Consider the following 22,870-nt stretch of genomic DNA (forward strand, 5'->3'; position numbering starts at 1 on the left):
GGGCAGGCCGGGCGGCGGTGGCAAGCGGCGACGGCAGCGGCAGCGACGGTCAGGCGAGACCGGCGAGCACCGGGCGGAGCGCCGCCGCCACGTCCGGCGCGGTCACCGGGCCGTGCCGGGCCGCCTCCCGACCGGCCAGCCCGTGCGCGTACGCGGCCAGCGCGGCGGCCCGTTCGGCGGGCAGCCCGGCGGCGAGCAGCGACCCGAGCAGCCCGGCCAGCACGTCCCCGGTCCCCCCGGTGGCCAGCGCCGGCGTCCCGGTCGGGTTCACGTACGCCTGCCCGGACGGGGTGCCGACCACCGTACGGTCCCCCTTGAGCAGCACCACCGCGTTCATCCAGGCGGCCAGCCGCAGCGTCGCCCCGACCCGGTCGGCCCCCGGCTCCTCACCACAGAGCCGGGCGTACTCGCGGTCGTGCGGGGTCACCACGATCGGCGCGTCCCGGCCGCGCAGGCGGTCCGCCATCGAGCCGTCCACCAGCATGGTCAACGCGTCCGCGTCGAGCACCGCCGGCACCGGAGCGGCCAGCACGGTACGCAGCTCGGCGGTGGCCTCCTCCCCGGTACCCAGCCCCGATCCGCAGACCCACGCCTGCACCCGGCCCGCGTCGGCGACCCGCCCGGAGGCGATCACCGACGGATAGTGGTGCAGCACCTCGGCGGCGGCACTGCCGGCGTACCGGACCAGGCCGGTCGGCCCGGCGAGCGCCCCGCCGACCGAGAGCACGGCCGCCCCGGGGTACGTCGCCGAACCGGTCGCCAACCCCACCACCCCCCGGGTGTACTTCTCCGAGGCGGGACCGAGCCGGGGCCAGCCGTCCACCACGTCCGACCATTCGGTGACCCGCAGCGCCGGCGTACCGCGCAGCCAGGGCGTCAGGCCGATGTCGACCAGCTCGACCTGCCCGGCGTACGCCGCCGCCTCCCCCACCACCAGCGCCGGCTTGAGCGCGCCGAACGCCACCGTCACGTCGGCCCGCAACGCGCCGGGCCGGCCGGCCGCGTCCCGGGGCAGGTGCCCGGTGTCCACCGCGACGCCGCTGGGCACGTCCACCGCGACCACGGTGGCCCGCTCGCCGTCCCGTCCGGTGATCTGCGGCAAGCGGTCGACCAGGCGTTGCGCCGACTCACGCAGGCCGCCGGTGCCGCCGATCCCGACGATGCCGTCGAGCACCAGGTCGGCCCGGGTCGGCAGCTCGGTGACGGTCCGGCCACCGGCGGCCCGGAACGCGGCCAGCCCGTCGGCGTGGGCCCGACCGGGAACGAGTGGCAGCGCCACGACGGCCGCGCCCCGACGGGCCAGGTGCGCCCCGGCGTACAGGGTGTCACCGCCGTTGTCGCCGCTGCCGACCAGCAGCAGCACCCGGGCACCGTAGACGCCACCCCGGTCGGCGAGGAGCAGCACGCAGCGGCGGGCCAGCCCGGCGGCGGCCCGCCGCATCAGGGTTCCCGCCGGCAGGGTCTCCATCAGGCCGGCCTCCGCCGCCCGTACGTCACCGACCCGCCACACCGATCTCATGCCCGCCCCGTTCCGTCGGCTTCCCCGCCACCGACCCTAGCGGCGCGGAGAGTAGCCGGCGGACCGGCTGCGGGCAATGCCTGTGGACAACCGAGGGGTACGCCGGCCGCCGGTTGTCCACAGGCCGTTCCCGGACCGTGCCAGCTCCCCTAGCGTCGGCTGACGTCGACGTGTCGGGTGGCGGGAGGAGCAGCGATGAGCGCGACGGTCGGGGTGGGCGGGCCGCCCCTCACCGTGGACATCCCGGCGCTGCGCGCCGCTGCCGCCCACCTCACCGACGAGGCGTACGCACTGGGACACGGGCTGGCCGGGACGCCGGGACTGGTGCCGCCGCTACCGCAGTGGAGTGTCACCGCTGCTCTGTCCGGCCTGGAATCGGCGGTGCACGCCTGGTTCGGGGCCCTCGGTGGGCGGGTGGCCGAAGCCGGCGCCGGCATCCGTACCGCCGCCGACGGCTACCACGCGGCGGACGACCGGGCGGCCCGCCGACTGCCCGGTCCGGGCCGATGAGCGGGTACGCCCGGCTCTGGGCGACCGACCCGGCGGCCTGGGAGCGGGCCGGCACGGCCTGGCGCGGGCTGGACGCGGTGGTCGGGCGACGGGTGGCCGGCCTGACGGCGGGAGCTGGGCGGCTCCGGGCCGCCTGGGACGGACCGGCCGCCGGTGCGGCCGGCGGCCGGCTCACCGCCCTGCGTGCCGAGCTGGCCTCGGTGGCTCCCGCGCTGATCGAGGTGGAGCAGATCCTGGCCGAGTTCGCCGGTCGGCTCCGGCTGGCCCGGGCCCGGCTGGCCGGAGCGGTGGACCGGGCCGACGCAGCGGGGCTGCTGGTCGACCGGGCCGGTCGGGTCGCCCTGCCGCCGGCACCCTCCGGTCCGACCGGGGTGCCCCCGACGGCTCCCGGTCCGACAGTGCCGGCCCGGGCGCGCGGTCCAGCAGGCTCCGGACCAGCGGGCGCCGGGCCGGCTGGGCCGGCGGGCGTGGTGGCGGGTCAGGCGGCGGAGGCTGCGCGGCTGTCGGGTGAGATCGCTGCCGCGCTCGCCCTGGTCGCGGCGGCCGACCGGGAGGCGTCGGCCCGGCTGGGCGAGCTGACCACCGCCGCCCGCACCGGCTGGACGACACCCCCGCCCGGGTACCGGCCACCGGTCGGGGCGGCTCCGGAGCTGGTGCGGCGCTGGTGGGCCGAGCTCACCCCGGCGCAGCGCCGCTGGCTGGTCGGACACGAGCCGGCCCTGGTCGGCCGGCTCGACGGGCTGCCCGCGACCGCCCGGGACCAGGCGAACCGGCTGCTCCTCGACGCGCACCGGGAACGGTTGCTGGCCGAACGGCGGGAACTGCTGCGCCGGGTGCCGGCCGGGCCGGCGGAGCTCGCCGCGGTGGCCCGGGTCGACGCCAGGCTGGCCGGGTTGGCCGCACTCAGCGACCGGCTGGCCGCCCCGGCTGCCGACGGCGCACCCCGCGCGTACCTGATCGGTCTGGATCCGACCGGGGACGGCCGGGCGGTGGTCGCCCTCGGCAACCCGGACCGGGCCGACCGGGTGCTCACCTACGTGCCGGGAATGACCGCCGACCTGGCCGACGCCGGCGGTGAACTGGGCCGGGCGGCCCGGGTGGCGGCCCGCTGCGCCGCGCTCGAGCCGGGTCGGGAGGTGTCGGCCGTGCTCTGGTTGGACTACGACGCCCCGGACTTCGTCCACGAGGCGTACCGGGCCCGACAGGCCGAGGACGCCGCCGCCGGCCTGCACCGCTTCCAGGAGGGGCTGCGGGCCGCCCACGAGGGTCCGGCGGCCCGGCAGACCGTCCTCGGCCACAGCTACGGCTCGCTGGTGGTCGGCACCGCCGCGCGGGAGCATGGGCTCGCCGCCGACGCGCTGGTCTTCGTCGGCTCCCCCGGGGTAGGCGTCGACCACGCCGCCGACCTGCGGCTGCCGCCCGGTCAGGTCTGGGCGAGCACCGCCGGCGACGACGTGATCGGGCTGGTCCGGCCACCGGTCGAGCTGGCCGGCCGGGCCGCCGTCGGCGGAGTGCTGCCGTGGCTGGCCGGCGAGGTGGTCGGACGACCCGACGACGATCTCTGGTTCGGCCGGGACCCGAGCGATCCGAGCTTCGGCGGGCGCACCTTTCCCAGCGGCCGGTACGGCCACACCGGGTACTGGGACCCGGCCAACCCGTCCCTGGACGGGATGGCCCGCATCGTGCTGGGCACGGCGTGAACCGGCCCGCCCCGACGTGGCCGGGCCGGGCCGGGCCGACCGCCGCAGGACGAGCCGGATCGACAGCAGGACGGACCACGGCACATCAGGCCGGGCCGACCGGGGTGGGCCGACCGGGGTGGGCCGACCGGGGTGGGCCGACCGGGGTGGGCCGGTCGGCGGGGGCGGCCGGGGCGCTGGGGGCGGCTACTCGACGGTGACCGACTTCGCCAGGTTGCGCGGCTGGTCGACGTCGTGTCCCCGGGCGGCGGCGATCTCGGCGGCGAGCACCTGCAACGGGACGGTGGTCACCAGTGGGGCGAGCAGCGTCGGCGTGCGCGGCACGTAGATCAGGTGGTCGGCGTACGGGACGACCGCCTCGTCGCCCTCCTCGGCGATCACGATGGTCCGCGCGCCCCGGGCGCGTACCTCCTGGATGTTGGAGACCACCTTGTCGTGCAGCATGCCCCGGCCGACCGGCGACGGCACCACGCAGATCACCGGGGTGCCCTGGTCGATCAGCGCGATCGGGCCGTGCTTCAGCTCACCGGCGGCGAACCCCTCGGCGTGCATGTACGCCAACTCCTTGAGCTTGAGCGCGCCCTCCAGGGCGACCGGGTAGCCGACGTGCCGGCCGATGAACAGCACGGTGGGCTCGGCCTTCAGGTCGCGGGCCAGCTCACGGACCGGCTCGATCCGGTTCAGCAGCTCACGCAGCTTGCCGGGCATCTGGTGGAGCTGGTCGACCACGGCGGCCACCTCGTCGGCGAACTTGATCCCACGCACCTGGGCCAGGTGCAGGCCGATCAGGTAACAGGCGACCACCTGGGTGAGGAACGCCTTGGTGGAGGCGACCGCGATCTCCGGCCCGCCGTGGGTGTAGAGCACCGCGTCCGACTCGCGCGGGATGGTGGAGCCGTTGGTGTTGCAGATGGCCAGCACCCGGGCCTTCTGCTCCTTGGCGTGCCGCAGCGCCATCAGGGTGTCCATGGTCTCGCCGGACTGCGAGATCACCACGATCAGCGTGGACCGGTCCAGGACCGGGTCGCGGTAGCGGAACTCGCTGGCCAGTTCCACCTCGCAGGGGATCCGGGTCCAGTGCTCGATGGCGTACTTGGCGACCAGCCCGGAGTGGTACGCGGTGCCGCAGGCGACGATGAAGATCTTGTCGACGTCACGGAGGTCCTGGTCGCTGAGGCGTACCTCGTCGAGCATGATCTCGCCGCTGTCGGTGAGCCGGCCGAGCAGCGTGTCGGCGATGGCCTGCGGCTGCTCCTCGATCTCCTTGAGCATGAACCAGTCGTAGCCGCCCTTCTCGGCGGCCGAGGCGTCCCAGTCGATGTGGAAGTCCTTGCCGCTGGCCGGCTGCCCGTCGAAGTCGGTGATCTCGATGGCGTCGGCGGTGATCAGGACGATCTGGTCCTGTCCCAGCTCGACCGCCTCGCGGGTGTGTTCGATGAACGCGGCGACGTCGCTGGCGAGGTAGTTCTCGCCGTCGCCCCGGCCGACCACCAGCGGCGAGTTACGGCGCGCGCCGACCACCGCGCCGGGCACCCGGGCGTCCACGGCGAGCAGCGTGAAGGCCCCCTCCAGCCGCTGGCAGACCGCGCGCATCGCGGCGGCCAGCAGCGCCGGGCCGTCGGGCTCACCGGCGGCGCGCAGGTCGGCCAGTGCGGCGGCCAGCAGGTGGGCGGCGCACTCGGTGTCGGTGTCGCTGGCGAAGGTGACGCCCTCGTTCTCCAGTTCGGCGCGGAGCTTGGCGAAGTTCTCGATGATCCCGTTGTGGATCACCGCGACCCCGTTGTCCGGGGAGAGATGCGGGTGGGCGTTACGGTCGGTCGGCCCGCCGTGGGTGGCCCACCGGGTGTGACCGATGCCGGTGGTGCCGTCGCCGATGCCCCGCGCGCCGCAGCCGTCCAGCTCGGTGGTGGTCCGCTCGGCCAGCACCTTCTCCAGGTTGGCCAGCTTGCCGGCCTTCTTCTCGGTCAGCAGCTCGTCTTCGCAGACGATGGCGACGCCCGCCGAGTCGTAGCCGCGGTACTCCAGCCGCCGCAGTCCGTCGAGCACGATGCCGAGCGCCGGGCGCGCGCCGGCGTAACCCACGATTCCACACATGGCCCGCAGCCTAACCCAGTTTCGCTCACCATGTCTGCGCGGAAGGGGGGTTACCGCTCACCGCCCATGAGCGGAAAGGTCACACCGGCGACAACGTCGAGAGCAGCACCAGATCGTCGAACCCTGACAAAACCATGACTTGTGCCACCGGAAGTTCGCCATAGAGTCGAAGGGTGCCCTCGTTGCCCGGCGCCGGGCAGAGGACCTCGCGACCCTCACCGCACGAGGGCACGAACGCCAGAGCGCACCAGCGTCAGCTTTCCCGGAGCTCCAGACGATCCAAGCCGCCGACAGGCTCGCCTCGATGCTCGACGACGCCCTCGACGCGCACCTGCGGCACCACCAGGCCCACAGGATGGAGAGCGCCATGACCCAGAAAAGCCCGAGCGACATCGTCGCGGAGTACTTCGCCGGATTCCGGTCGGGCGACCGGACGCGAATCCACGCGACCCTCACCGACGATGTCGAGTGGGTCATCCACGGCCAGCGCACCGCCAGCGGCAGGGCAGAGTTCCACGGCGAGATCGACAACCCCGCGTTCACCGGCAAGGCCGAGCTCGACGTCCAGCGCGTCCACGAGGACGGCGCGGTCGTCGTGGCGACGGGCGAGGGCAGTGGGCTCAGCGTCACGCACGGTCCCATCCGCTTCGCCTTCAACAACCTGTTCACCTTCCGCGACGGGTTGATCGCCCGGGTGGACACCTACGTCGTCCCACTGGTGGAGGATCGCCGTCACGATCTTTTGACCCCGTCGTCCTGAGCTGCCGGGATCGCTGTCCCGTTGCCTTCGAGGAGGCAACGGGACACCCCGGCCACCATCGACATCTTCCCAAACGATGACTTGCGCAAACCATCGTTTGTGTTAAGGTCGGATCGTGTCTGCGCCAGCTGTCAGCGACCGTCCAGACCTCGACTCGGCCTTCGCCGCCCTCGGTGACCCCGTCCGCCGTGCCCTGGTGGCCCGCCTCGCGCACGGTGACGCCACGGTCGGGGAACTCGCCGAACCCTTCGACCTGACGCCGCAGGCGATCTCGCACCACGTCGGCGTCCTGCGCCGGTGCGGCCTGGTCGAGCAACGACGCGAGGGCACCAGACGTCCCTGCCGGCTGAGGATCCACCAGATGGCGCTGCTCAGCAGGTGGATCGACGAGCAGCGGCGTATCTGGGAGGACCGGCTCGACGCGCTCGAACACCACCTCTCCGACGACGGAGCGCTCGAAGGCCACCCCTCCGACGACGGGACGGCCCGTTGACCGCCGCCGAGCTGCGCGGCGACGAGCTGATCGCCGAACGGCACCTCGCTGCGGAGCCGACGCGCGTCTGGGCGGCCTTCACCTCACCGGCAGGCATCGCGGCGTTCTGGGGCGGTTCGCACGCCACCGTGCCCGCCGGGTCGGTGACCGTCGACCTGCGTCCCGGCGGGGAGTTCACCCTCGACACCCGTGCGCCGGGCGGGGCCAGCCACCGGCTCCGGTTCGTCTACGCCCACCTCGCCGCACCGCACGAACTCGTCTTCGACGAGCCCGCCACCGGCATCCGCACCACCGTCACCATCCGGCCGTCAGGCGACGGCGGGACGAGGCTCACCGTCCACCAGCGTCGGCTTCCCCCCGAACTCCGGACGCCCCGGGCCGCCAGCGGACTCGCCTCGATCCTCGACGCCCTCGCCGCGCACCTGCGGCACCACCAGCCCGCACCCGGACGGAGCACACCGTGACCCGAACCTCCCAACGGCACCTCGTCGCGGAGTACTTCGACGGGTTCCGCACCAGTGACCACCCGCGGATCCTGGCGACCCTCACCGACGACGTCGAGTGGGTCATCCACGGTCACCGGACCATCCACGGCAGGGCCGAGTTCGACGGCGAGATCGAGAATCCCGCGTTCACCGGCAGCCCCCGGCTCGACGTCCAGCGGGTCCACGAGGACGGTCCGGTCGTGGTCGTCACCGGCGAGGGCCGGGGCGTCAGCGTGGCGCAGGGGCCGTTCCGGTTCGCCTTTGCCGACCTGTTCACCTTCCGGGACGGGCTCATCGCGCGGGTGGACTCCTACCTCGTCATGCTGAGCTGAGGCATCCGGCCGTAGGCTGGCCGACGTGACGACGACCACGAATACCGACGCGCTGGCGAGGGTCGATCCCCTGGTGGCCCGGATGCGTCCGTTCGGCACCACCATCTTCGCCGAGATGTCCGCGCTCGCGGTACGGACCGGCGCGGTCAATCTCGGGCAGGGCTTCCCCGACTCCGACGGTCCACCGGAGATGCTCGCCGCCGCCGCCGAGGCGCTGCGTACCGGCCAGAACCAGTACCCACCGGGGCCGGGGATCCCCGCCCTGCGGGCCGCGGTCGCCGACCACCAGCGCCGGTTCTGGAGGCTGGAGTACGACCCGGACGGCGAGATCGTGGTGACCGCCGGAGCCACCGAGGCCATCGCGGCGGCGATCCTCGGCCTGTGCGAACCGGGCGACGAGGTGATCTGCTTCGAGCCGTACTACGACTCGTACGCCGCCTCGATCGCCCTGGCCGGCGCGGTCCGTCGACCGGTGACGCTGCGCCCCGGAGCCGACGGCCGGTACGCCTTCGACCCGGACGCGCTGCGCGCGGCGTTCGGCCCCCGGACGAAGCTGCTGCTGCTCAACTCCCCGCACAACCCCACCGGCAAGGTCTTCACCCCCGACGAGCTGCGCCTGGTCGCCGAGCTGTGCCAGGAACACGGCGTGTACGCGGTGACCGACGAGGTGTACGAGCATCTGGTCTTCGCCGACACCGGGCACGTGCCGCTGGCGACCCTGCCCGGCATGCGGGAACGCACCCTGCGGATCTCGTCGGCCGGCAAGACGTTCTCCTGTACCGGTTGGAAGGTCGGCTGGGCGAGCGGACCGGCCACGCTGGTGTCGGCGCTGCTGCGGGTGAAGCAGTTCCTCACCTTCGTCAACGCCGCGCCGCTGCAACCGGCGGTCGCGGTGGCCCTGGCTCTGCCGGACGACTACTACACCGACTTCCTGGCCGGTATGCGGCAACGCCGGGAGCAGCTCGTCGGCGGGCTCAGCGCGGCCGGTTTCGACGTGCTCACCCCGGAGGGGACGTACTTCGTCACCGCCGACATCACCCCGCTGGGCGGGACGGACGGGGTGGAGTTCTGCCGGTCCCTGCCGGAACGCTGCGGGGTGGTGGCGGTGCCGACGCAGGTCTTCTACGACCACACCGACGCCGGCCGCCCGCTGATCCGGTTCGCCTTCTGCAAGCGCCCGGAGGTGTTGACCGAGGCCGTCACCCGGCTCGGCGCGCTGCGTACCGGCTGACCGTCCGGAGCCCCGTTCGGGATCTGGGACGGCGACCGTTACTACCTGCGCGACGCACCGGTCCAGACGGGGAACGGCCCCTTCCGGTAACCGTGGAGGTCCGGAAGGGGCCGGTCCGACTGGTGTCGTACCCCGGTCGGGTCGTGCTCAGGAGGCGGGGCTGGCGGTGCGGACCCGGTCGGCGATGCGCTCGGCGACCTCGCGGGCGGTGGCCTCGGTGGCCGCCTCCACCATCACCCGGACCAGCGGCTCGGTGCCGGACGGGCGCAGCAGCACCCGACCGGTCCCGCCGAGTTCGGCCTCGGCCCGCTCGACCTCGGCGAGGACGTCGGGGGCACCCGCGCCGACCGTGCGGTCCCCGACCGGCACGTTGATCAGCACCTGGGGCAGCTTGGTGACCACCGAGGCGAGGTCGGCCAGGGTACGGCCGCTCTGCGCCATCCGGGCCATCAGGTGCAGCCCGGTGAGCACCCCGTCGCCGGTGGTGGCGTACGCGGGCATGACGATGTGGCCGCTCTGCTCGCCGCCCAGGGCGTACCCGGAGGCGCGCAGCTCCTCCAGCACGTACCGGTCGCCGACCTTGGTCTCGATCAGCCGGACGCCCTCGGCGGACATGGCCAGCCGCAGGCCGAGGTTGCTCATCACGGTGGCGACCAGGGTGTCGCCGGTGAGGGTGCCGGCCTCCCGCATGGCCAGCGCGAGGATCGCCATGATCTGGTCGCCGTCCACCTCGGTGCCGTCGGCGTCGACGGCGACGCAGCGGTCGGCGTCGCCGTCGTGGGCGAGGCCCAGGTGGGCGCCGTGCTCGACCACGGCGGCGCGCAGGGCGTCGATGTGGTTGGAGCCGCAGTCGTCGTTGATGTTGAGGCCGTCCGGCTCGGCGTTGATCGCGATGACCTCGGCGCCGGCCTCGCGGTAGGCGACCGGGGCGACCTCGGCGGCGGCGCCGTTGGCGCAGTCCACCACCACCTTGATCCCGTCGAGGCGGTGCGGCACGGTGCCGATCAGGTGCTGGACGTAGTGGTCGGCCCCGTCGAGCAGGTCGTGTACCCGGCCGATGCCGGCCCCGGTCGGGCGGTCCCAGGCGGTGGTGGCGTTCGCCTCGACCGCGCCCTCGATCTGGATCTCGATCTCGTCGGGAAGCTTGTGCCCACCGGCGGCGAAGAGCTTGATGCCGTTGTCCGGCATCGGGTTGTGCGACGCGGAGAGCATCACGCCCAGGTCGGCCTTGGCCTCGGCGGTGAGGTACGCCACCGCCGGGGTGGGCAGCACCCCGACCCGGACCACGTTGGCTCCGGCGCTGGTCAGGCCGGCCACCACGGCGGCTTCGAGCATCTCGCCGCTGGCCCGGGGGTCCCGCCCGACGACCGCCAGCGGCGGGTGGCTGCGGTCCGACTCGGCGAGGGTGTGCGCGGCGGCCACCGCCACCGCCAGTGCCAGTTCGGGTGTGAGGTCGACGTTCGCCCGCCCGCGTACGCCGTCCGTGCCGAACAACCGACCCATACCCGTCAACCTCCAGAAAACGTGGTACCAGGGAAAGCGGAACGGCCGGCCCACCTCCCCCGAGTGAACCGAGGGGAGGCGGACCGGCCGTCCGTCAGAAGTACAAGGTGCTGACGCTGATCAGCGCTTCGAGTACTGCGGGGCCTTACGGGCCTTCTTGAGACCGTACTTCTTGCTCTCCTTGACCCGGGCGTCCCGGGTGAGGAAGCCGGCCTTCTTGAGCGCGGGACGGTCGTCCGGCTCGCTGACGATCAGGGCCCGGGCGATGGCCAGCCGCAGCGCACCGGCCTGGCCGGTGGTGCCGCCGCCCCGGAGGTTGGCGATGACGTCGAATGCCTCGGGCTTCTCGGCGGTGACCAGCGGGTCCTTGATCAGCTGCTGGTGCACCTTGCTCGGGAAGTACGCCTCGAGGTCGCGGCCGTTGCAGGTGATCTTGCCGCTGCCGGGGACGATCCGGACCCGGACGATGGCCTCCTTGCGGCGGCCCACGGTCTGGATCGGACGGTCACCACGGGGCGCGCGGGCGACGGGTGCCGGCGCCTCGGCGGCGTCGAAGCCAACCTCGGTCTCGGTGATGTCGGTCATGCTGCTTCCTTCGCCCGCGCTCACTGCGCGATCTGCTTGATCTCGAACGGCACCGGCTGCTGCGCGGCGTGCGGGTGCTCGGCACCGGCGTAGACCTTCAGCTTCTTGATGAGCTGACGGCCCAGCTTGTTGTGCGGGAGCATGCCCTTGACGGCCAGCTCGATGGCGCGCTCCGGGCGCTTGGTCAGCAGCTCCTCGTAACCGACCTGCTTCAGACCACCGGGGTAGCCGGAGTGGCGGTAGGCGATCTTCTGCTGCCGCTTGTTACCGGTCAGCGCGACCTTGCCCGCGTTCACGATGACGACGAAGTCGCCCGTGTCGACGTGCGGCGCGAAAGTCGGCTTGTGCTTACCACGCAGCAACGTGGCGGCGTGGGTGGCCAGGCGGCCCAGCACGACATCAGAGGCGTCGATGACGTGCCACTGACGCTCGATCTCACCCGGCTTCGGGCTGTACGTACGCACAGGTCTACCTTGTCTCGTCGTCGGTCTGGGGTCGCGCGCCGAGGTGACCAGGGGTACCAGGCCGGACCAGCGCGCACGAACGACCAAGCGTACCTGAAGCGGTACGCCGCTGAATGTCGTACAACAGCAGGCAACGATACCCGCAGGCCGACGCGCCGGTCAAAACGGGGTCGACGCCACGCGGGAGCCACCACCAAGGGTGATCGTTTTCACACTCCGGTGAGCCGGCTGCCCGGCCGCCGGTACACCACCCAGGTCACCACCAGGCACAGCGCGTAGCAACCGATGAACGCCAGGTACGCCGCGTCCGCACTCTGCCAGGTCAGGAAGGACTGCCGGAAGGCGACGTTCACCAGCACCCCGCCGGAGGCGCCCACCGCGCCGGCGATACCGATCAGCGCCCCGGTGAGCCGACGCGCCCGCCGCTCGGCGTCGGCCGGGTCGAGCCGGCCCTGCGCCACCTCGCCCGCCACCCGGGCCCGGAAGATCGCCGGGATCATCTTGTACGTCGAGCCGTTGCCGATCCCGCTGGTCACGAAGAGCGCCAGGAAGCCGGTCAGGTACAGCGGCAGCGACCGCTGCCCGGCCGCGTACAGCACCAGCGCCGCGCCGCCGGCCATCGCGGCGAAGTTCCAGAAGGTCACCCGGGCTCCCCCGTACCGGTCGGCGAGCTGCCCACCGACCGGCCGGATCAGCGAGCCGACCAGCGGGCCGAGGAAGGTCAGCCAGGCCGCGTCGACCGGGGTGGCGAACCGGTCGGCGAACTCGATCTGGAGCACCTGGCCGAACGCGAAGCCGAACCCGATGAACGAGCCGAAGGTGCCGATGTAGAGCAGCGACATCACCCAGGTGTGCGGGTCCCGGGCGGCCTCGCGCAGCGCGCCGGGTTCGTTGCGGGCCGCCGGGACGTTGTCCAGCCAGCGGGCCGCGGCCAGCGCCGCCACCACGATCAGCGGCAGGTACACCGCCGGCACCAGCCGGGGGTACGCGGCCCCCGCCGTCGCCAGCACCGCCAGCCCGACCAGCTGCACCGCCGGCACGCCGAGGTTGCCGCCGCCGGCGTTGAGACCGAGCGCCCGGCCCTTGAGCCGTTCCGGGAAGAACAGGTTGATGTTCGCCATCGAGGAGGCGAAGTTGCCGCCACCGACGCCGGTCAGGCAGGCCAGCACCATCAGCGTCGGGTACGACACCCCGGGTTCCAGCAGCACCGCCATCGGTACCGCCGGCACGAGCAGCAGCAGCGCGCTGACGATGGTCCAGTTCCGGCCGCCGAACCGGGCCACCGCCAGGGTGTACGGCAGCCGCAGCACCGCGCCCAGCGCGGCCGGTACCGCCGTGAGCAGGAACTTGCCGGCCGGGTCGATGCCGTACTCGGGGCCGAGGAAGAGCACCGTCACCGACCAGAGGCTCCACACCGAGAAGCCGACGTGCTCGGCGAAGATCGACACCCACAGGTTGCGGCGGGCGATCGGCGCACCGGTGGTACGCCAGAACTCGGGGTCCTCGGGACGCCAGTCGTCCAGCCGGTGCCGGCGGCCCCGGGGTGGGCCGCTGTCGGGGTCGGCGGCGGGTGCGATGGTGGTGAGGGTGCTCACGGCGGCTCCTCCTCGTACCTGGTGGTGGCGGTCCGTCGACGGCGACGGGCCGGCAGTGGTGGCGGTCCGTCGGCGGTGACGGGTCGTCGGTGGCGGCGGCCCGCCGGTCGGTACGGCTCGGCCGCTGGTGCCGGGGAGGGACGCTAGGCGACGGCGGTTACCCCGGCGTGTCCGCTTTCGGGTCGGCGCGGATACGGGCCGCGCACGGGCCGGCCGGAGCCTCTGTGAGACCGGCCGGGTGTCGACTTCCGCCGATGTGCTGCCCCGGCGGCAAGTGAGCGGCTCTTGACAGGGCCGAAACAAACGGGACCCGGGGCGGAAACCGCCCGCCGGCACGCTTTGCCGACATGACAGACGGTGCACGAGCCGCGACCAGCCCGGGGCGGACGCCCCGCGAGGCGGCGACCCACTGCCCGTACTGCGCTCTCCAGTGCGGGATGGTCCTGCGCGACACGGGCGGTCGGATCGAGGTCCGGCCGCGCGACTTCCCGACCAACCGGGGCGGCCTGTGCCAGAAGGGCTGGACCGCCGCCGACCTGCTCGACCATCCGGAACGGCTGACCACCCCGCTGCTGCGCGCGCCGACCGGCGAACTGCGCCCGGCGTCCTGGGCCGAGGCGTACCACCGGATCGCCAGCCGGGTCCGCGACATCCAGACCGCGTACGGTCGCGACGCGGTCGCCGTCTTCGGCGGCGGCGGGCTCACCAACGAGAAGGCGTACGCGCTGGGCCGCTTCGCCCGCGTCACGCTGGGCACCCGCAACATCGACTACAACGGCCGGTTCTGCATGTCCTCGGCGGCGGCGGCCGGGCTACGCGCCTTCGGGCTGGACCGGGGCCTGCCCTTCCCGCTGGCCGACCTGGGTCGGGCCGACACTTTGCTGCTGGTCGGGGCGAACCCGGCCGAGACCATGCCGCCGCTGGCCCGCTACCTGACCGAACTGCGGGACCGGGGCGGGAAACTCATCGTCGTCGACCCCCGGGTCACCGCCACCGCCCGGCTGGCCGACCTGCACCTGCAACCGCTGCCCGGCACCGACCTGGCGGTGGCGAACGCGCTGCTGCACGTCGCGCTGACCGAGGGCTGGGTGGACCGGGAGTACGTGGCGGCCCGCACCGAGGGCTTCGACGCGGTCCGCCGGATCGCGGCGAGCTGGTGGCCGGCCCGCGCCGAGCGGCTCTCCGGGGTGCCGGTGGCCGACCTGGAGGCGACGGCACGGGCCCTGGCCACCGTCGACAACGCCATCATCCTGACCGCCCGGGGCGCGGAGCAGCACGCCAAGGGGGTCGACACGGTCAGCGCGTTCGTCAACCTGGCGCTGGCGCTGGGCCTGCCCGGCCGCCCCGGATCCGGGTACGGCTGCCTGACCGGCCAGGGCAACGGCCAGGGTGGCCGCGAGCACGGGCAGAAGGCCGACCAGCTGCCCGGGTACCGGAAGATCGACGACCCGGCGGCCCGGGAGCACGTGGCCGCCGTCTGGGGCGTACGCCCCGAGGACCTGCCCGGTCCGGGGGTGTCGGCGTACGAGCTGCTCGACTCGCTGGGTACGCCCGCCGGCCCGAAGGCGCTGCTGGTGTTCGGTTCGAACCCGGTGGTGTCGGCGCCCCGCGCCGCCCGGATCGAGGGTCGGCTGCGTGACCTGGACCTGCTGGTGGTGGCGGACTTCCTGCTGTCGGAGACGGCCGCCATCGCCGACGTGGTGCTGCCCACCGCCCAGTGGGCCGAGGAGGACGGCACGATGACCAACCTGGAGGGCCGGGTGTTGCGCCGCCGCGCGCTGCGTGAGCCGCCGCCCGGCGTCCGTACCGACCTGCGCGTCCTCGCCGACCTGGCGGCCGTGCTGCCGCCAGCGGCACGCCGGGCCGCCAGGGGCGGCCCGGCGGCGGAGGGCGGCCCGGCATTCGGATCCGGCCCGGCGTCCCGGGGCGGCACGACCGGCGGAACCTGGCCGGTCGTCGCCGGTGACCCGGCGGATCCGCGGCTGGTCTTCGCCGAGCTGCGCCGCGCCTCGGCCGGCGGGCCGGCCGACTACGCCGGGGTGACCTGGGAGCGGATCGACGCCGCCGACGGGGTGTTCTGGCCCTGCCCGGACGAGGGCGGGCCGGACAGTCCCCGGATGTTCACCGAACGGTTCGCCACCCCGGACGGCCGGGCCCGGTTCCAGCCGGTGGAGCACCGGCCGGCGGCCGAGGAGGTGTGCGCCGAGTACCCGCTGTACCTGACCACCGGCCGGGTACTGGCGCAGTACCAGTCGGGCACCCAGACCCGCCGGGTGGCGGCGCTGCGCCGGGCCGCCCCGGAGCCGTTCGTCGAGCTGCACCCGGAGCTGGCCGCCCGGCTCGACGTGGCCGAGGGTGACGAGCTGCGGGTCACCTCCCGACGGGGTGAGCTGCGCGCACCGGCCCGGATCAGTGCGGCGATCCGCCCGGACACGGTCTTCGCCCCGTTCCACTGGGGTGGCGCGGGCCGGGCCAACTCGGTCACCAACGACGCCCTCGACCCGGTCTCCCGGATGCCGGAGTTCAAGGTCTGCGCGGTCCGGGTGGAGAAGGTGGCCCGGTGAGCCGGCGCATCGTGATCGTCGGGTACGGCATGGCCGGTTCCCGGCTCGCCACCGAACTGCACGCCCGCCCCGGCGACCGCACGATCACCGTGCTCGGGGCGGAGCCGCACCGCGCGTACAACCGGATCATGCTCTCCACGCTGCTCGCCGGGAAGGTCGGCGAGGCCGACGTGGAGCTGACCGAACTGGCCGGGCAGGGCGTGGACGTCCGGGCCGGGGTGACGGTCACCGCGATCGACCGGGCCACCCGCACGGTCCGCACCGACACCGGCGAGACGATCGGGTACGACCACCTGGTGCTCGCCACCGGCAGCCGGGCCGTGGTGCCGCCGCTGTCCGGGCTGGACGTACACCGGCTGCCCGACCGGGTGGTGCCGTTCCGCACCCTGGACGACTGCCGGCGGATCCTCGCCGCCGCCCGGGACGCCCGGAGCGTGCTGGTGCTCGGCGGTGGCCTGCTGGGGCTGGAGGCGGCCCGGGGGCTCGCCGCCCGGGGACTGGACGTGCGGGTCGTGCACCCGGTCGGGCACCTGATGGAACGGCAGCTCGACCCGGCCGCCGGGGCGGTGCTCGCGGACACCCTGGCCCGGTTGGGGGTGGGTACCCGACTCGGGACGTCGGCGACCGGGGTGGCCGCCGGCTCCGACGGCGTCCGCCTCGACCTGGCCGACGGTGGCGTACTCGACGCCGACCTGCTGGTGCTGGCCTGCGGGGTACGCCCGGACACCGCGCTCGCCGGGGCGGCCGGGCTGACCGTGGAGCGGGGCGTGGTGGTCGACGACCGGCTGCGCACCAGCGACCCGCACGTCTCCGCGATCGGCGACTGCGCCCAGTACGACGGGTTGGTCAGCGGGCTGGTCGCCCCGGCCTGGGCGCAGGCCCGGGTGGTGGCCCGGCAGCTCACCGGCGACGGACACGACCGGTACCGGCCGCAGCCGGGGGTGACCCGGCTCAAGGCGGCCGGCATCGACCTGGCCGCGATGGGTGACCTGCCCGCCCCGGGGACCGTGCCGGACGTCGAGGAGCTGACCTTCACCGATCCGGCCCGGGGCACGTACGCCCGGCTGTCGATCAGCGGCGAACGGTTGACCGGCGCGATCCTGCTCGGCGACAACCCCAGCGTCGGCACGGTGATCCAACTGTTCGACCGGGGCGGCCCGGTACCCGCCGACCGGCGTTCGCTGCTGCTGGGCCGGGCGCTCGGCGGGGCGACCGCCGGCCCGGAGGCGGCGTCCCCGGCACTGATGCCGGACGCGGCGACGGTCTGCCGGTGCAACGCGGTCAGCAAGGCCGACCTGGTCGACTGCTGGCGCAAGGGTGCCCGGTCGATGCCGGAGGTGGTTGCCGCGACCCGGGCCGGCACCGGGTGCAGCTCGTGCCGGGACGCGGTCGCCGGGATCGTCGAGTGGCTGTCCGAGGTGGACCCGGTGGAGGTGACGCGATGACTGGAGCGGACCCGAGGAACGGGGGTGCGGCGATGGACGGGAATGCGGCGACGACCGGTGGCAGGCTGGTGGTGGTCGGCAACGGGATGGTCGGCCAGCGGCTGGTGGAGGCGTTGCGGGCCCGCGACGTCGAGCGGCGCTGGCAGGTCACGGTGCTCGCCGAGGAGCACCGCCCGGCGTACGACCGGGTGCGGCTGTCGGCCTTCTTCGACGGGGTGGACGCCGACGAGCTGAACCTGCACACCCCGGACGACGGGGTGGAGCTGCGGCTCGGCGAGCCGGTCACCGCGCTGGACCGGGACCGGCGGGTGGTGGCCACCCCGGCCGGCGAGTACCCGTACGACGCGTTGGTGCTGGCCACCGGCTCGTCCGCGTTCGTACCGCCGGTGGCCGGCACGGACCTGCCCGGGGTGTTCGTCTACCGGACGCTGGACGACCTGGAGGCGATCCGGGAACACGCCCGGGGCCGGCGGGTCGGCGCGGTGATCGGCGGCGGGCTGCTCGGCCTGGAGGCGGCGAACGCGCTGCGCCTGCTCGGGCTGGCCACGCACGTGGTCGAGTTCGCGCCCCGGCTGATGCCGGTGCAGGTGGACGAGGCGGGCGGGGCGATGCTCCGCCGGTACGTCGAGGAGCTGGGGGTGCGTACCCACCTGGGGGTCGCCACCACGGCGCTGCGGGCCGGCCCGGACGGTACGGTCGCCGGGCTGGTCCTCTCCGACGGCGCGACGGTCGACGCGGAGCTGGTGGTGGTCGCGGCCGGTATCCGGCCCCGGGACGAGCTGGCCCGCGCGGCCGGGCTGACGGTGGGCGGGCGCGGCGGGGTGCTGGTCGACCCGGCCTGCCGCAGCGTCGACGACGAGCGGATCTGGGCGGTCGGCGAGTGCGCGGCGGTCGACGGCACCTGCTACGGCCTGGTCGCGCCCGGGTACGCGATGGCCGAGGTGGTGGCGGACCGGCTGCTCGGTGGCGCGGCGAGCTTCCCGGGCGCGGACACCGCGGCCAAGCTGAAGCTGCTCGGGGTGGACGTGGCGTCGTTCGGTGACGCGCACGGCAGCACCCCGGGCTGCCTGGACGTCACGTTCACCGACCCGGCCACCCGGGTGTACGCCAAGCTGGTGCTCTCCGACGACGCGCGCACCCTGCTCGGCGGGGTGCTGGTGGGGGACGCCAGCGCGTACCCGACGCTGCGGGCGAGTGTCGGCGGCGAGCTGCCGGCCCCGCCGCTGGCGCTGCTCGCGCCGGCCGGCAGCGGCGAGGGCGGCGGGGTGACCGCGCTGCCCGCCGCCGCCCAGGTCTGTTCCTGCAACGCGGTGACCCGGGCCCAGGTGGACACGGCCATCGCGGACGGTTGCGCGGACGTGCCGGCGCTGAAGGCGTGCACCCGGGCCGGTACCAGCTGCGGTTCCTGCGTGCCGCTGCTGAAGCAGTTGCTGGACGCGGCCGGGGTGGTGCAGTCCACGGCGCTCTGCGAGCACTTCGACGTCAGCCGCAAGGAGCTGTTCGAGATCGTCCGGGTCCGGGGCATCCGGACGTTCTCGCAGCTCATCGCCGAGCACGGGCGGGGCCGGGGCTGCGACATCTGCAAGCCGGTGGTGGCCTCGATCCTGGCCTCGCTGGGCAGCGGGTACGTGCTCGACGGCGAGCAGGCGTCGTTGCAGGACACCAACGACCACTTCCTGGCGAACCTGCAACGCGACGGCAGCTACTCGGTGGTGCCCCGGATCCCCGGTGGCGAGATCACCCCGGAGAAGCTGATCGTGATCGGTGAGGTGGCCCGGGACTTCAACCTCTACACGAAGATCACCGGTGGGCAGCGGATCGACCTGTTCGGGGCGCGGGTGGACCAGTTGCCGGCGATCTGGCGGCGGCTGGTGGACGCCGGTTTCGAGTCCGGCCACGCGTACGGCAAGGCGCTGCGCACGGTGAAGTCGTGCGTCGGCGAGACCTGGTGCCGGTACGGGGTGCAGGACTCGGTGGGGCTGGCGATCGCCCTGGAGCTGCGCTACCGCGGCCTGCGTGCCCCGCACAAGATCAAGTCAGCGGTGTCGGGGTGCGCCCGGGAGTGCGCCGAGGCCCGCAGCAAGGACTTCGGCATCATCGCCACCGAGAGCGGCTGGAACCTCTACGTCGGCGGCAACGGCGGCTTCCGGCCCCGGCACGCCGACCTGTTCGCCACCGACCTGACCACCGAACAGTTGGTCACCTACGTGGACCGGTTCCTGATGTTCTACATCCGCACCGCCGACCGGCTGCAACGTACCGCCGCCTGGATCGAGGCGATGGACGGCGGCCTCGACCACCTGCGGGCGGTGATCATCGACGACTCGCTGGGGCTGGCCGCCGAACTCGACGCGGCGATGGCCCGGCACGTCGGGACGTACTCGGACGAGTGGCGGGACACCCTCGCCGACCCGGAACGGCTGCGCCGTTTCTCCTCCTTCGTCAACGCGCCGGACGTCCCCGACCCGTCGATCACCTTCGGCCGGGAACGCGGCCAACCGGTACCGGCCGCCGCCGTGACAGCGGGAGCCGGAGCCGCCGGGGCTGCCGGGGCCGGAGCCGGAGCCGCCGGGGCCGGGGCCGCTGGGGCTGCCGGGGCCGGGGTGGCTGGGGCTGCCGGGGCCGGGGCCGCCGGGGTGGCCCCGCTGGCCGGCCCGGGACGCGCCGGCCGCCAGCCGGTCGCGCTGGGACTGCCGGGGGTGCGGCGATGAGCCCGACGGACGGCTGGACCCCGGTCTGCCGGCACGACCGGCTGGAACTGGACCGGGGCGTGGCCGCCCTGGTCGACGGGGTGCAGGTGGCCCTGTTCCGGACCCTCGACGGACTGTTCGCGCTGGACAACCGGGACCCGGTCGCCGGGGCGTACGTGCTGTCCCGGGGCATCGTGGGCAGCCGGGACGGGGTGCCCACCCTCGCCTCGCCGCTGCACAAGCAGGTGTACGACCTGCGGACCGGCGAGTGCCTGGACCGGCCCGGGGCGGCGGTGACCGTACACGGGGTGCGCTGCCGCGACGGCGTGGTCGAGGTCCGCCTCGCCGCCGGGGCGGGCCGTCCGGTGACCGCGGCGGCCGGCCACCGGGCCGGAGCCGGCGCGGCCGCAGGTCACGGAGCCGGAGCCGGCGCGGCCGCAGGTCACGGAGCCGCCTCCGGCGAGGAGAAACCCGGGAGCCACGATGGCTGACGAGTTGGCCGGCTTCACCATCGGGGTGACCGCCGACCGGCGACGCGACGAACTCTCCGCGATGCTGGAACGGCGCGGCGCCCGGGTGGTGCTCGCTCCCGCCCTGCGGATCGTGCCGCTCGCCGACGACAGCGACCTGCGTGAGGCGACCCGCGCCTGCCTGGCCCGCCCGCCGGACATCCTGATGGCGAACACCGGCATCGGCATGCGCGGCTGGCTGGAGGCGGCCGAGGGCTGGGGGCTGGCCGAGCCGCTGCGCTCGGTGCTGGCCGACACGTACGTGGTGGCCCGCGGCCCCAAGGCCCGGGGCGCGATCCGGGCCGCCGGTCTGCACGACCAGTGGTCACCGGACTCGGAGAGCTGCGAGGAGGTCGTCGACCACCTGCGCCGACGCGGGGTGGCCGGCCAGGTGATCGCCATGCAGCTGCACGGCGACCGGCAGCCGGAGTGCACCGAGGCGCTGGAGGACGCCGGTGCCACCGTGATCGAGGTGCCGGTGTACCGCTGGGCGCCACCCACCGACTCCGCCCCGCTGCACCGGCTCATCGACCTGGTCGCGTCCCGGCTGGTCGACGCGGTCACCTTCACCTCTGCCCCGGCGGCCGAGGCGCTGCTGCGGGCCTCCGGCGACCGGGCCGAGGCGGTGCTCGGGGCGTTCCGCGGCGACGTGCTGGCGAGCTGCGTCGGCGCGGTCACCGCCGAACCGCTGATCCGCCGGGGGGTACCGGTCAGCATGCCCAACCGGGCCCGGCTCGGCGCGCTGGTCCGGCACATCGTCGACGAGCTGCCCCGCCGTACGGTGACCCTGAAGGCCGCCGGCCACCAGCTCACCCTGCGCGGCCACGCGGCGGTGATCGACGGCGAGCTGCGCCCGCTGGCGCCCGCGCCGATGGCGGTGCTGCGGGCGCTGGCCCGCTCCCCCGGCCGGGTGTTCTCCCGTACCGCGCTGCTGCGGACCCTGCCGCGCGGCGCGGACGAGCACGCCGTCGAGATGGCGGTGGCCCGGATCCGCGCCGGCCTGGAGGCCCCGAGGATCGTCCAGACGGTGGTGAAACGCGGCTACCGCCTTCGCGTCGACTGACCATCCGCCGCCGTCGGCCGGCGTCGGTGCTGCCGGGGCGCGGGACCGCGGTGATCGAATTCGGGTTGCCACACGAGGAGCGACATGCCCGAATCAGCATCATATCTCCAGATTGCTGACCAGGTGATTGCCGACGTCAGGTCGGGGAGTCCCGCCCGCCCTGTTGACCATGAGGTTGTTGTCACGACACGCCGGAAACGGTGACAACAACTTCATGATCAACGGGGCGAACGGGGGGCCGGGGGGCGAGCGGGCGCGTCGTTGCCCTATGGGCGTGGGGATTGGGCGGTGGTGAGGTCGACCAGGGCGCGGCGGAAGGCGGCGGCGTGCCGCAGTTCGTCGTGCCGGATCTCCTCGAACAGCTTCGCCGCCTCGATGTCCCCGGCCTTGGCCGCCCGGTTGGCGTAGACCTGGTACGTCGCGGCCGCCTCGACCTCGGCGGCGACGGCGGTACGCAGGTTCGCGGCGGTCGTACCGACCAGGCCGGCGAGCATCGCGGTCTCGGCGAAGTGCTCGCCGAGTTCCTGGCCGGCGGTGTTGGTCCACAGCTCGGCCAGCCGCTGCTGCCCGGTCCGGTCGGCGTGCCGGGAGTACATGGTGTACTTCGCCCAGGCGAACGCCTCGCCGTACAGGGTGTCCCGCAGGTTCTCCAGGGTCTGCCCGCCGCACGCCGGCCGGGTCCGTTCGATCGGCACCGGCGGCACCGGCTCCCCGGTGGGCACCTCGATGCCGGAGTCGGGGAACCGCAGCGCGGTCAGCGCGGTGGTGAACCGGCCGGCGTGCACCAGTTCGTCACCGGCGAACTCGGCGTAGTGCGCGGTCACCTCCGGGCAGCCGTCCCGGGTCGCCTGCTCGGCGAAGGACGGGTACAGCTCGGTGGCCTCGTGGGTCTCGCCCTCGATCGAGTCGGTCAGGTTCGCCTGGTTGCCCCGGACGAAGCCGATCAGCCGGGCCTCCGCCACGAAGTGGTCGTTGAACTCCTCACGGGCGGTCTCCCCGAACAGCCGGGCGACCGCCGCCTGCCCCCGCCGGGCCGCCTCCTGGGCGTACGCCCGGTAGCTGGCGTACGCGTACGCCTCGTCCGTCATCGCGGCGAGCGTGTCCGCCCGGGTCTCCGGGTCGAGTCTCGGCGCCGCCGCCTCGACGGGTACGGCCAGGCCGGCCCCGAACACCGCCCCCACCGCGACCGCCGCAATGCCAGTGGCAACTCGCATCTGCTCCCCCTCGATCACTTTCCGTGACAGCCATTGGGGGGAGCTTATGTTTGCCCAGCTCAGAGGGGTTGGATTAGCCCGGACGGGCGTGTCTCCTCAGCGGGGACGCGACCA

At 74.1% G+C, this 22,870-nt stretch carries 18 protein-coding genes and 1 pseudogene; 12 read left to right on the top strand and 7 right to left on the bottom strand.

Going from position 1 to position 22,870, the window contains the following annotated elements:
- Positions 1–49: 49 nt before the first annotated feature.
- Entirely contained in the window at positions 50–1,519 is a 1,470-nt protein-coding gene (locus PVK37_RS02165) for an NAD(P)H-hydrate dehydratase (protein ID WP_275031991.1), read from the bottom strand.
- Positions 1,520–1,714: 195 nt separating this feature from the next.
- On the opposite strand from PVK37_RS02165, the gene PVK37_RS02170 reads away from it, so the two are divergent.
- Entirely contained in the window at positions 1,715–2,029 is a 315-nt protein-coding gene (locus tag PVK37_RS02170) for a hypothetical protein (protein ID WP_275031992.1), read from the top strand.
- A complete protein-coding gene (locus PVK37_RS02175; RefSeq protein WP_275031993.1) occupies positions 2,026–3,729 on the top strand; it encodes an alpha/beta hydrolase in 1,704 nt (567 codons plus the stop codon). The genes PVK37_RS02170 and PVK37_RS02175 overlap by 4 nt, the downstream gene beginning before the upstream one ends.
- A gap of 186 nt (positions 3,730–3,915) precedes the next feature.
- On the opposite strand, the gene glmS is transcribed toward PVK37_RS02175, so the two are convergent.
- Complete coding sequence (glmS, locus tag PVK37_RS02180; RefSeq protein WP_275031994.1) at positions 3,916–5,823, bottom strand: glutamine--fructose-6-phosphate transaminase (isomerizing); 1,908 nt, start codon at positions 5,821–5,823, stop codon at positions 3,916–3,918.
- 304 nt (positions 5,824–6,127) lie between these two features.
- Here glmS and PVK37_RS02185 point away from each other — a divergent pair, with 304 nt between their 5' ends.
- The 5 genes from PVK37_RS02185 to PVK37_RS02205 all read left to right on the top strand — a co-directional run bounded on the left by PVK37_RS02185 (position 6,128) and on the right by PVK37_RS02205 (position 9,124).
- Positions 6,128–6,583, top strand: coding sequence for a nuclear transport factor 2 family protein (locus PVK37_RS02185; protein WP_275031995.1), 456 nt, complete (start codon positions 6,128–6,130; stop codon positions 6,581–6,583).
- Positions 6,584–6,698: 115 nt separating this feature from the next.
- Positions 6,699–7,076, top strand: a complete 378-nt coding sequence (locus PVK37_RS02190; RefSeq protein ID WP_275031996.1) for an ArsR/SmtB family transcription factor — start codon at positions 6,699–6,701, stop codon at positions 7,074–7,076.
- Complete coding sequence (locus tag PVK37_RS02195) at positions 7,073–7,540, top strand: SRPBCC family protein (protein WP_275031997.1); 468 nt, start codon at positions 7,073–7,075, stop codon at positions 7,538–7,540. Before PVK37_RS02190 ends, PVK37_RS02195 begins: the two co-directional genes overlap by 4 nt.
- Entirely contained in the window at positions 7,537–7,893 is a 357-nt protein-coding gene (locus tag PVK37_RS02200; protein WP_275031998.1) for a nuclear transport factor 2 family protein, read from the top strand. The genes PVK37_RS02195 and PVK37_RS02200 overlap by 4 nt, the downstream gene beginning before the upstream one ends.
- A 52-nt stretch (positions 7,894–7,945) precedes the next feature.
- Positions 7,946–9,124: a pyridoxal phosphate-dependent aminotransferase gene (locus tag PVK37_RS02205; RefSeq protein WP_275035336.1), complete on the top strand. Its 1,179-nt coding sequence runs from the start codon at positions 7,946–7,948 to the stop codon at positions 9,122–9,124.
- Positions 9,125–9,271: 147 nt separating this feature from the next.
- Here the strand turns inward: PVK37_RS02205 and glmM are convergent, their stop codons facing one another.
- The 4 genes from glmM to PVK37_RS02225 all read right to left on the bottom strand — a co-directional run bounded on the left by glmM (position 9,272) and on the right by PVK37_RS02225 (position 13,253).
- Positions 9,272–10,627 carry a phosphoglucosamine mutase gene (gene glmM, locus PVK37_RS02210; RefSeq protein ID WP_275031999.1) on the bottom strand — a complete coding sequence of 452 codons (1,356 nt, stop codon included), beginning with the start codon at positions 10,625–10,627 and terminating at the stop codon, positions 9,272–9,274.
- 120 nt (positions 10,628–10,747) lie between these two features.
- Complete coding sequence (gene rpsI, locus PVK37_RS02215; RefSeq protein WP_275032000.1) at positions 10,748–11,212, bottom strand: 30S ribosomal protein S9; 465 nt, start codon at positions 11,210–11,212, stop codon at positions 10,748–10,750.
- 20 nt (positions 11,213–11,232) lie between these two features.
- Positions 11,233–11,676 carry a 50S ribosomal protein L13 gene (rplM, locus tag PVK37_RS02220; RefSeq protein ID WP_145815493.1) on the bottom strand — a complete coding sequence of 148 codons (444 nt, stop codon included), beginning with the start codon at positions 11,674–11,676 and terminating at the stop codon, positions 11,233–11,235.
- Positions 11,677–11,885: 209 nt separating this feature from the next.
- Positions 11,886–13,253 carry an MFS transporter gene (locus tag PVK37_RS02225; protein WP_275035337.1) on the bottom strand — a complete coding sequence of 456 codons (1,368 nt, stop codon included), beginning with the start codon at positions 13,251–13,253 and terminating at the stop codon, positions 11,886–11,888.
- A gap of 365 nt (positions 13,254–13,618) precedes the next feature.
- Between PVK37_RS02225 and PVK37_RS02230 the strand changes: the two genes are divergently transcribed.
- The 5 genes and pseudogenes from PVK37_RS02230 (at position 13,619) to PVK37_RS02250 (ending at position 21,542) form a co-directional block, all read left to right on the top strand.
- Positions 13,619–15,835 (top strand): molybdopterin oxidoreductase family protein, encoded by a 2,217-nt coding sequence (locus tag PVK37_RS02230; RefSeq protein WP_275032001.1) that lies wholly within the window; start codon positions 13,619–13,621, stop codon positions 15,833–15,835.
- Positions 15,832–17,280 carry an FAD-dependent oxidoreductase gene (locus PVK37_RS02235; RefSeq protein WP_275032002.1) on the top strand — a complete coding sequence of 483 codons (1,449 nt, stop codon included), beginning with the start codon at positions 15,832–15,834 and terminating at the stop codon, positions 17,278–17,280. The genes PVK37_RS02230 and PVK37_RS02235 overlap by 4 nt, the downstream gene beginning before the upstream one ends.
- A 32-nt stretch (positions 17,281–17,312) precedes the next feature.
- Positions 17,313–19,991, top strand: coding sequence for a nitrite reductase large subunit NirB (gene nirB, locus PVK37_RS02240; RefSeq protein ID WP_275032003.1), 2,679 nt, complete (start codon positions 17,313–17,315; stop codon positions 19,989–19,991).
- Positions 19,988–20,314 (top strand): annotated as a pseudogene (nirD, locus tag PVK37_RS02245) (nitrite reductase small subunit NirD); the annotation flags it as partial. The gene nirB and the pseudogene nirD, both read left to right, overlap by 4 nt.
- A 139-nt stretch (positions 20,315–20,453) precedes the next feature.
- Positions 20,454–21,542, top strand: coding sequence for a uroporphyrinogen-III synthase (locus PVK37_RS02250; RefSeq protein ID WP_275032004.1), 1,089 nt, complete (start codon positions 20,454–20,456; stop codon positions 21,540–21,542).
- Between the two features lie 266 nt (positions 21,543–21,808).
- Here PVK37_RS02250 and PVK37_RS02255 read toward each other — a convergent pair whose 3' ends face one another.
- Positions 21,809–22,756, bottom strand: a complete 948-nt coding sequence (locus PVK37_RS02255) for a ferritin family protein (RefSeq protein ID WP_275032005.1) — start codon at positions 22,754–22,756, stop codon at positions 21,809–21,811.
- Positions 22,757–22,870 lie beyond the last annotated feature (114 nt).

This window comes from Micromonospora cathayae, from assembly GCF_028993575.1.
In the GTDB taxonomy this organism is placed as follows: Bacteria; Actinomycetota; Actinomycetes; order Mycobacteriales; family Micromonosporaceae; genus Micromonospora; species Micromonospora cathayae.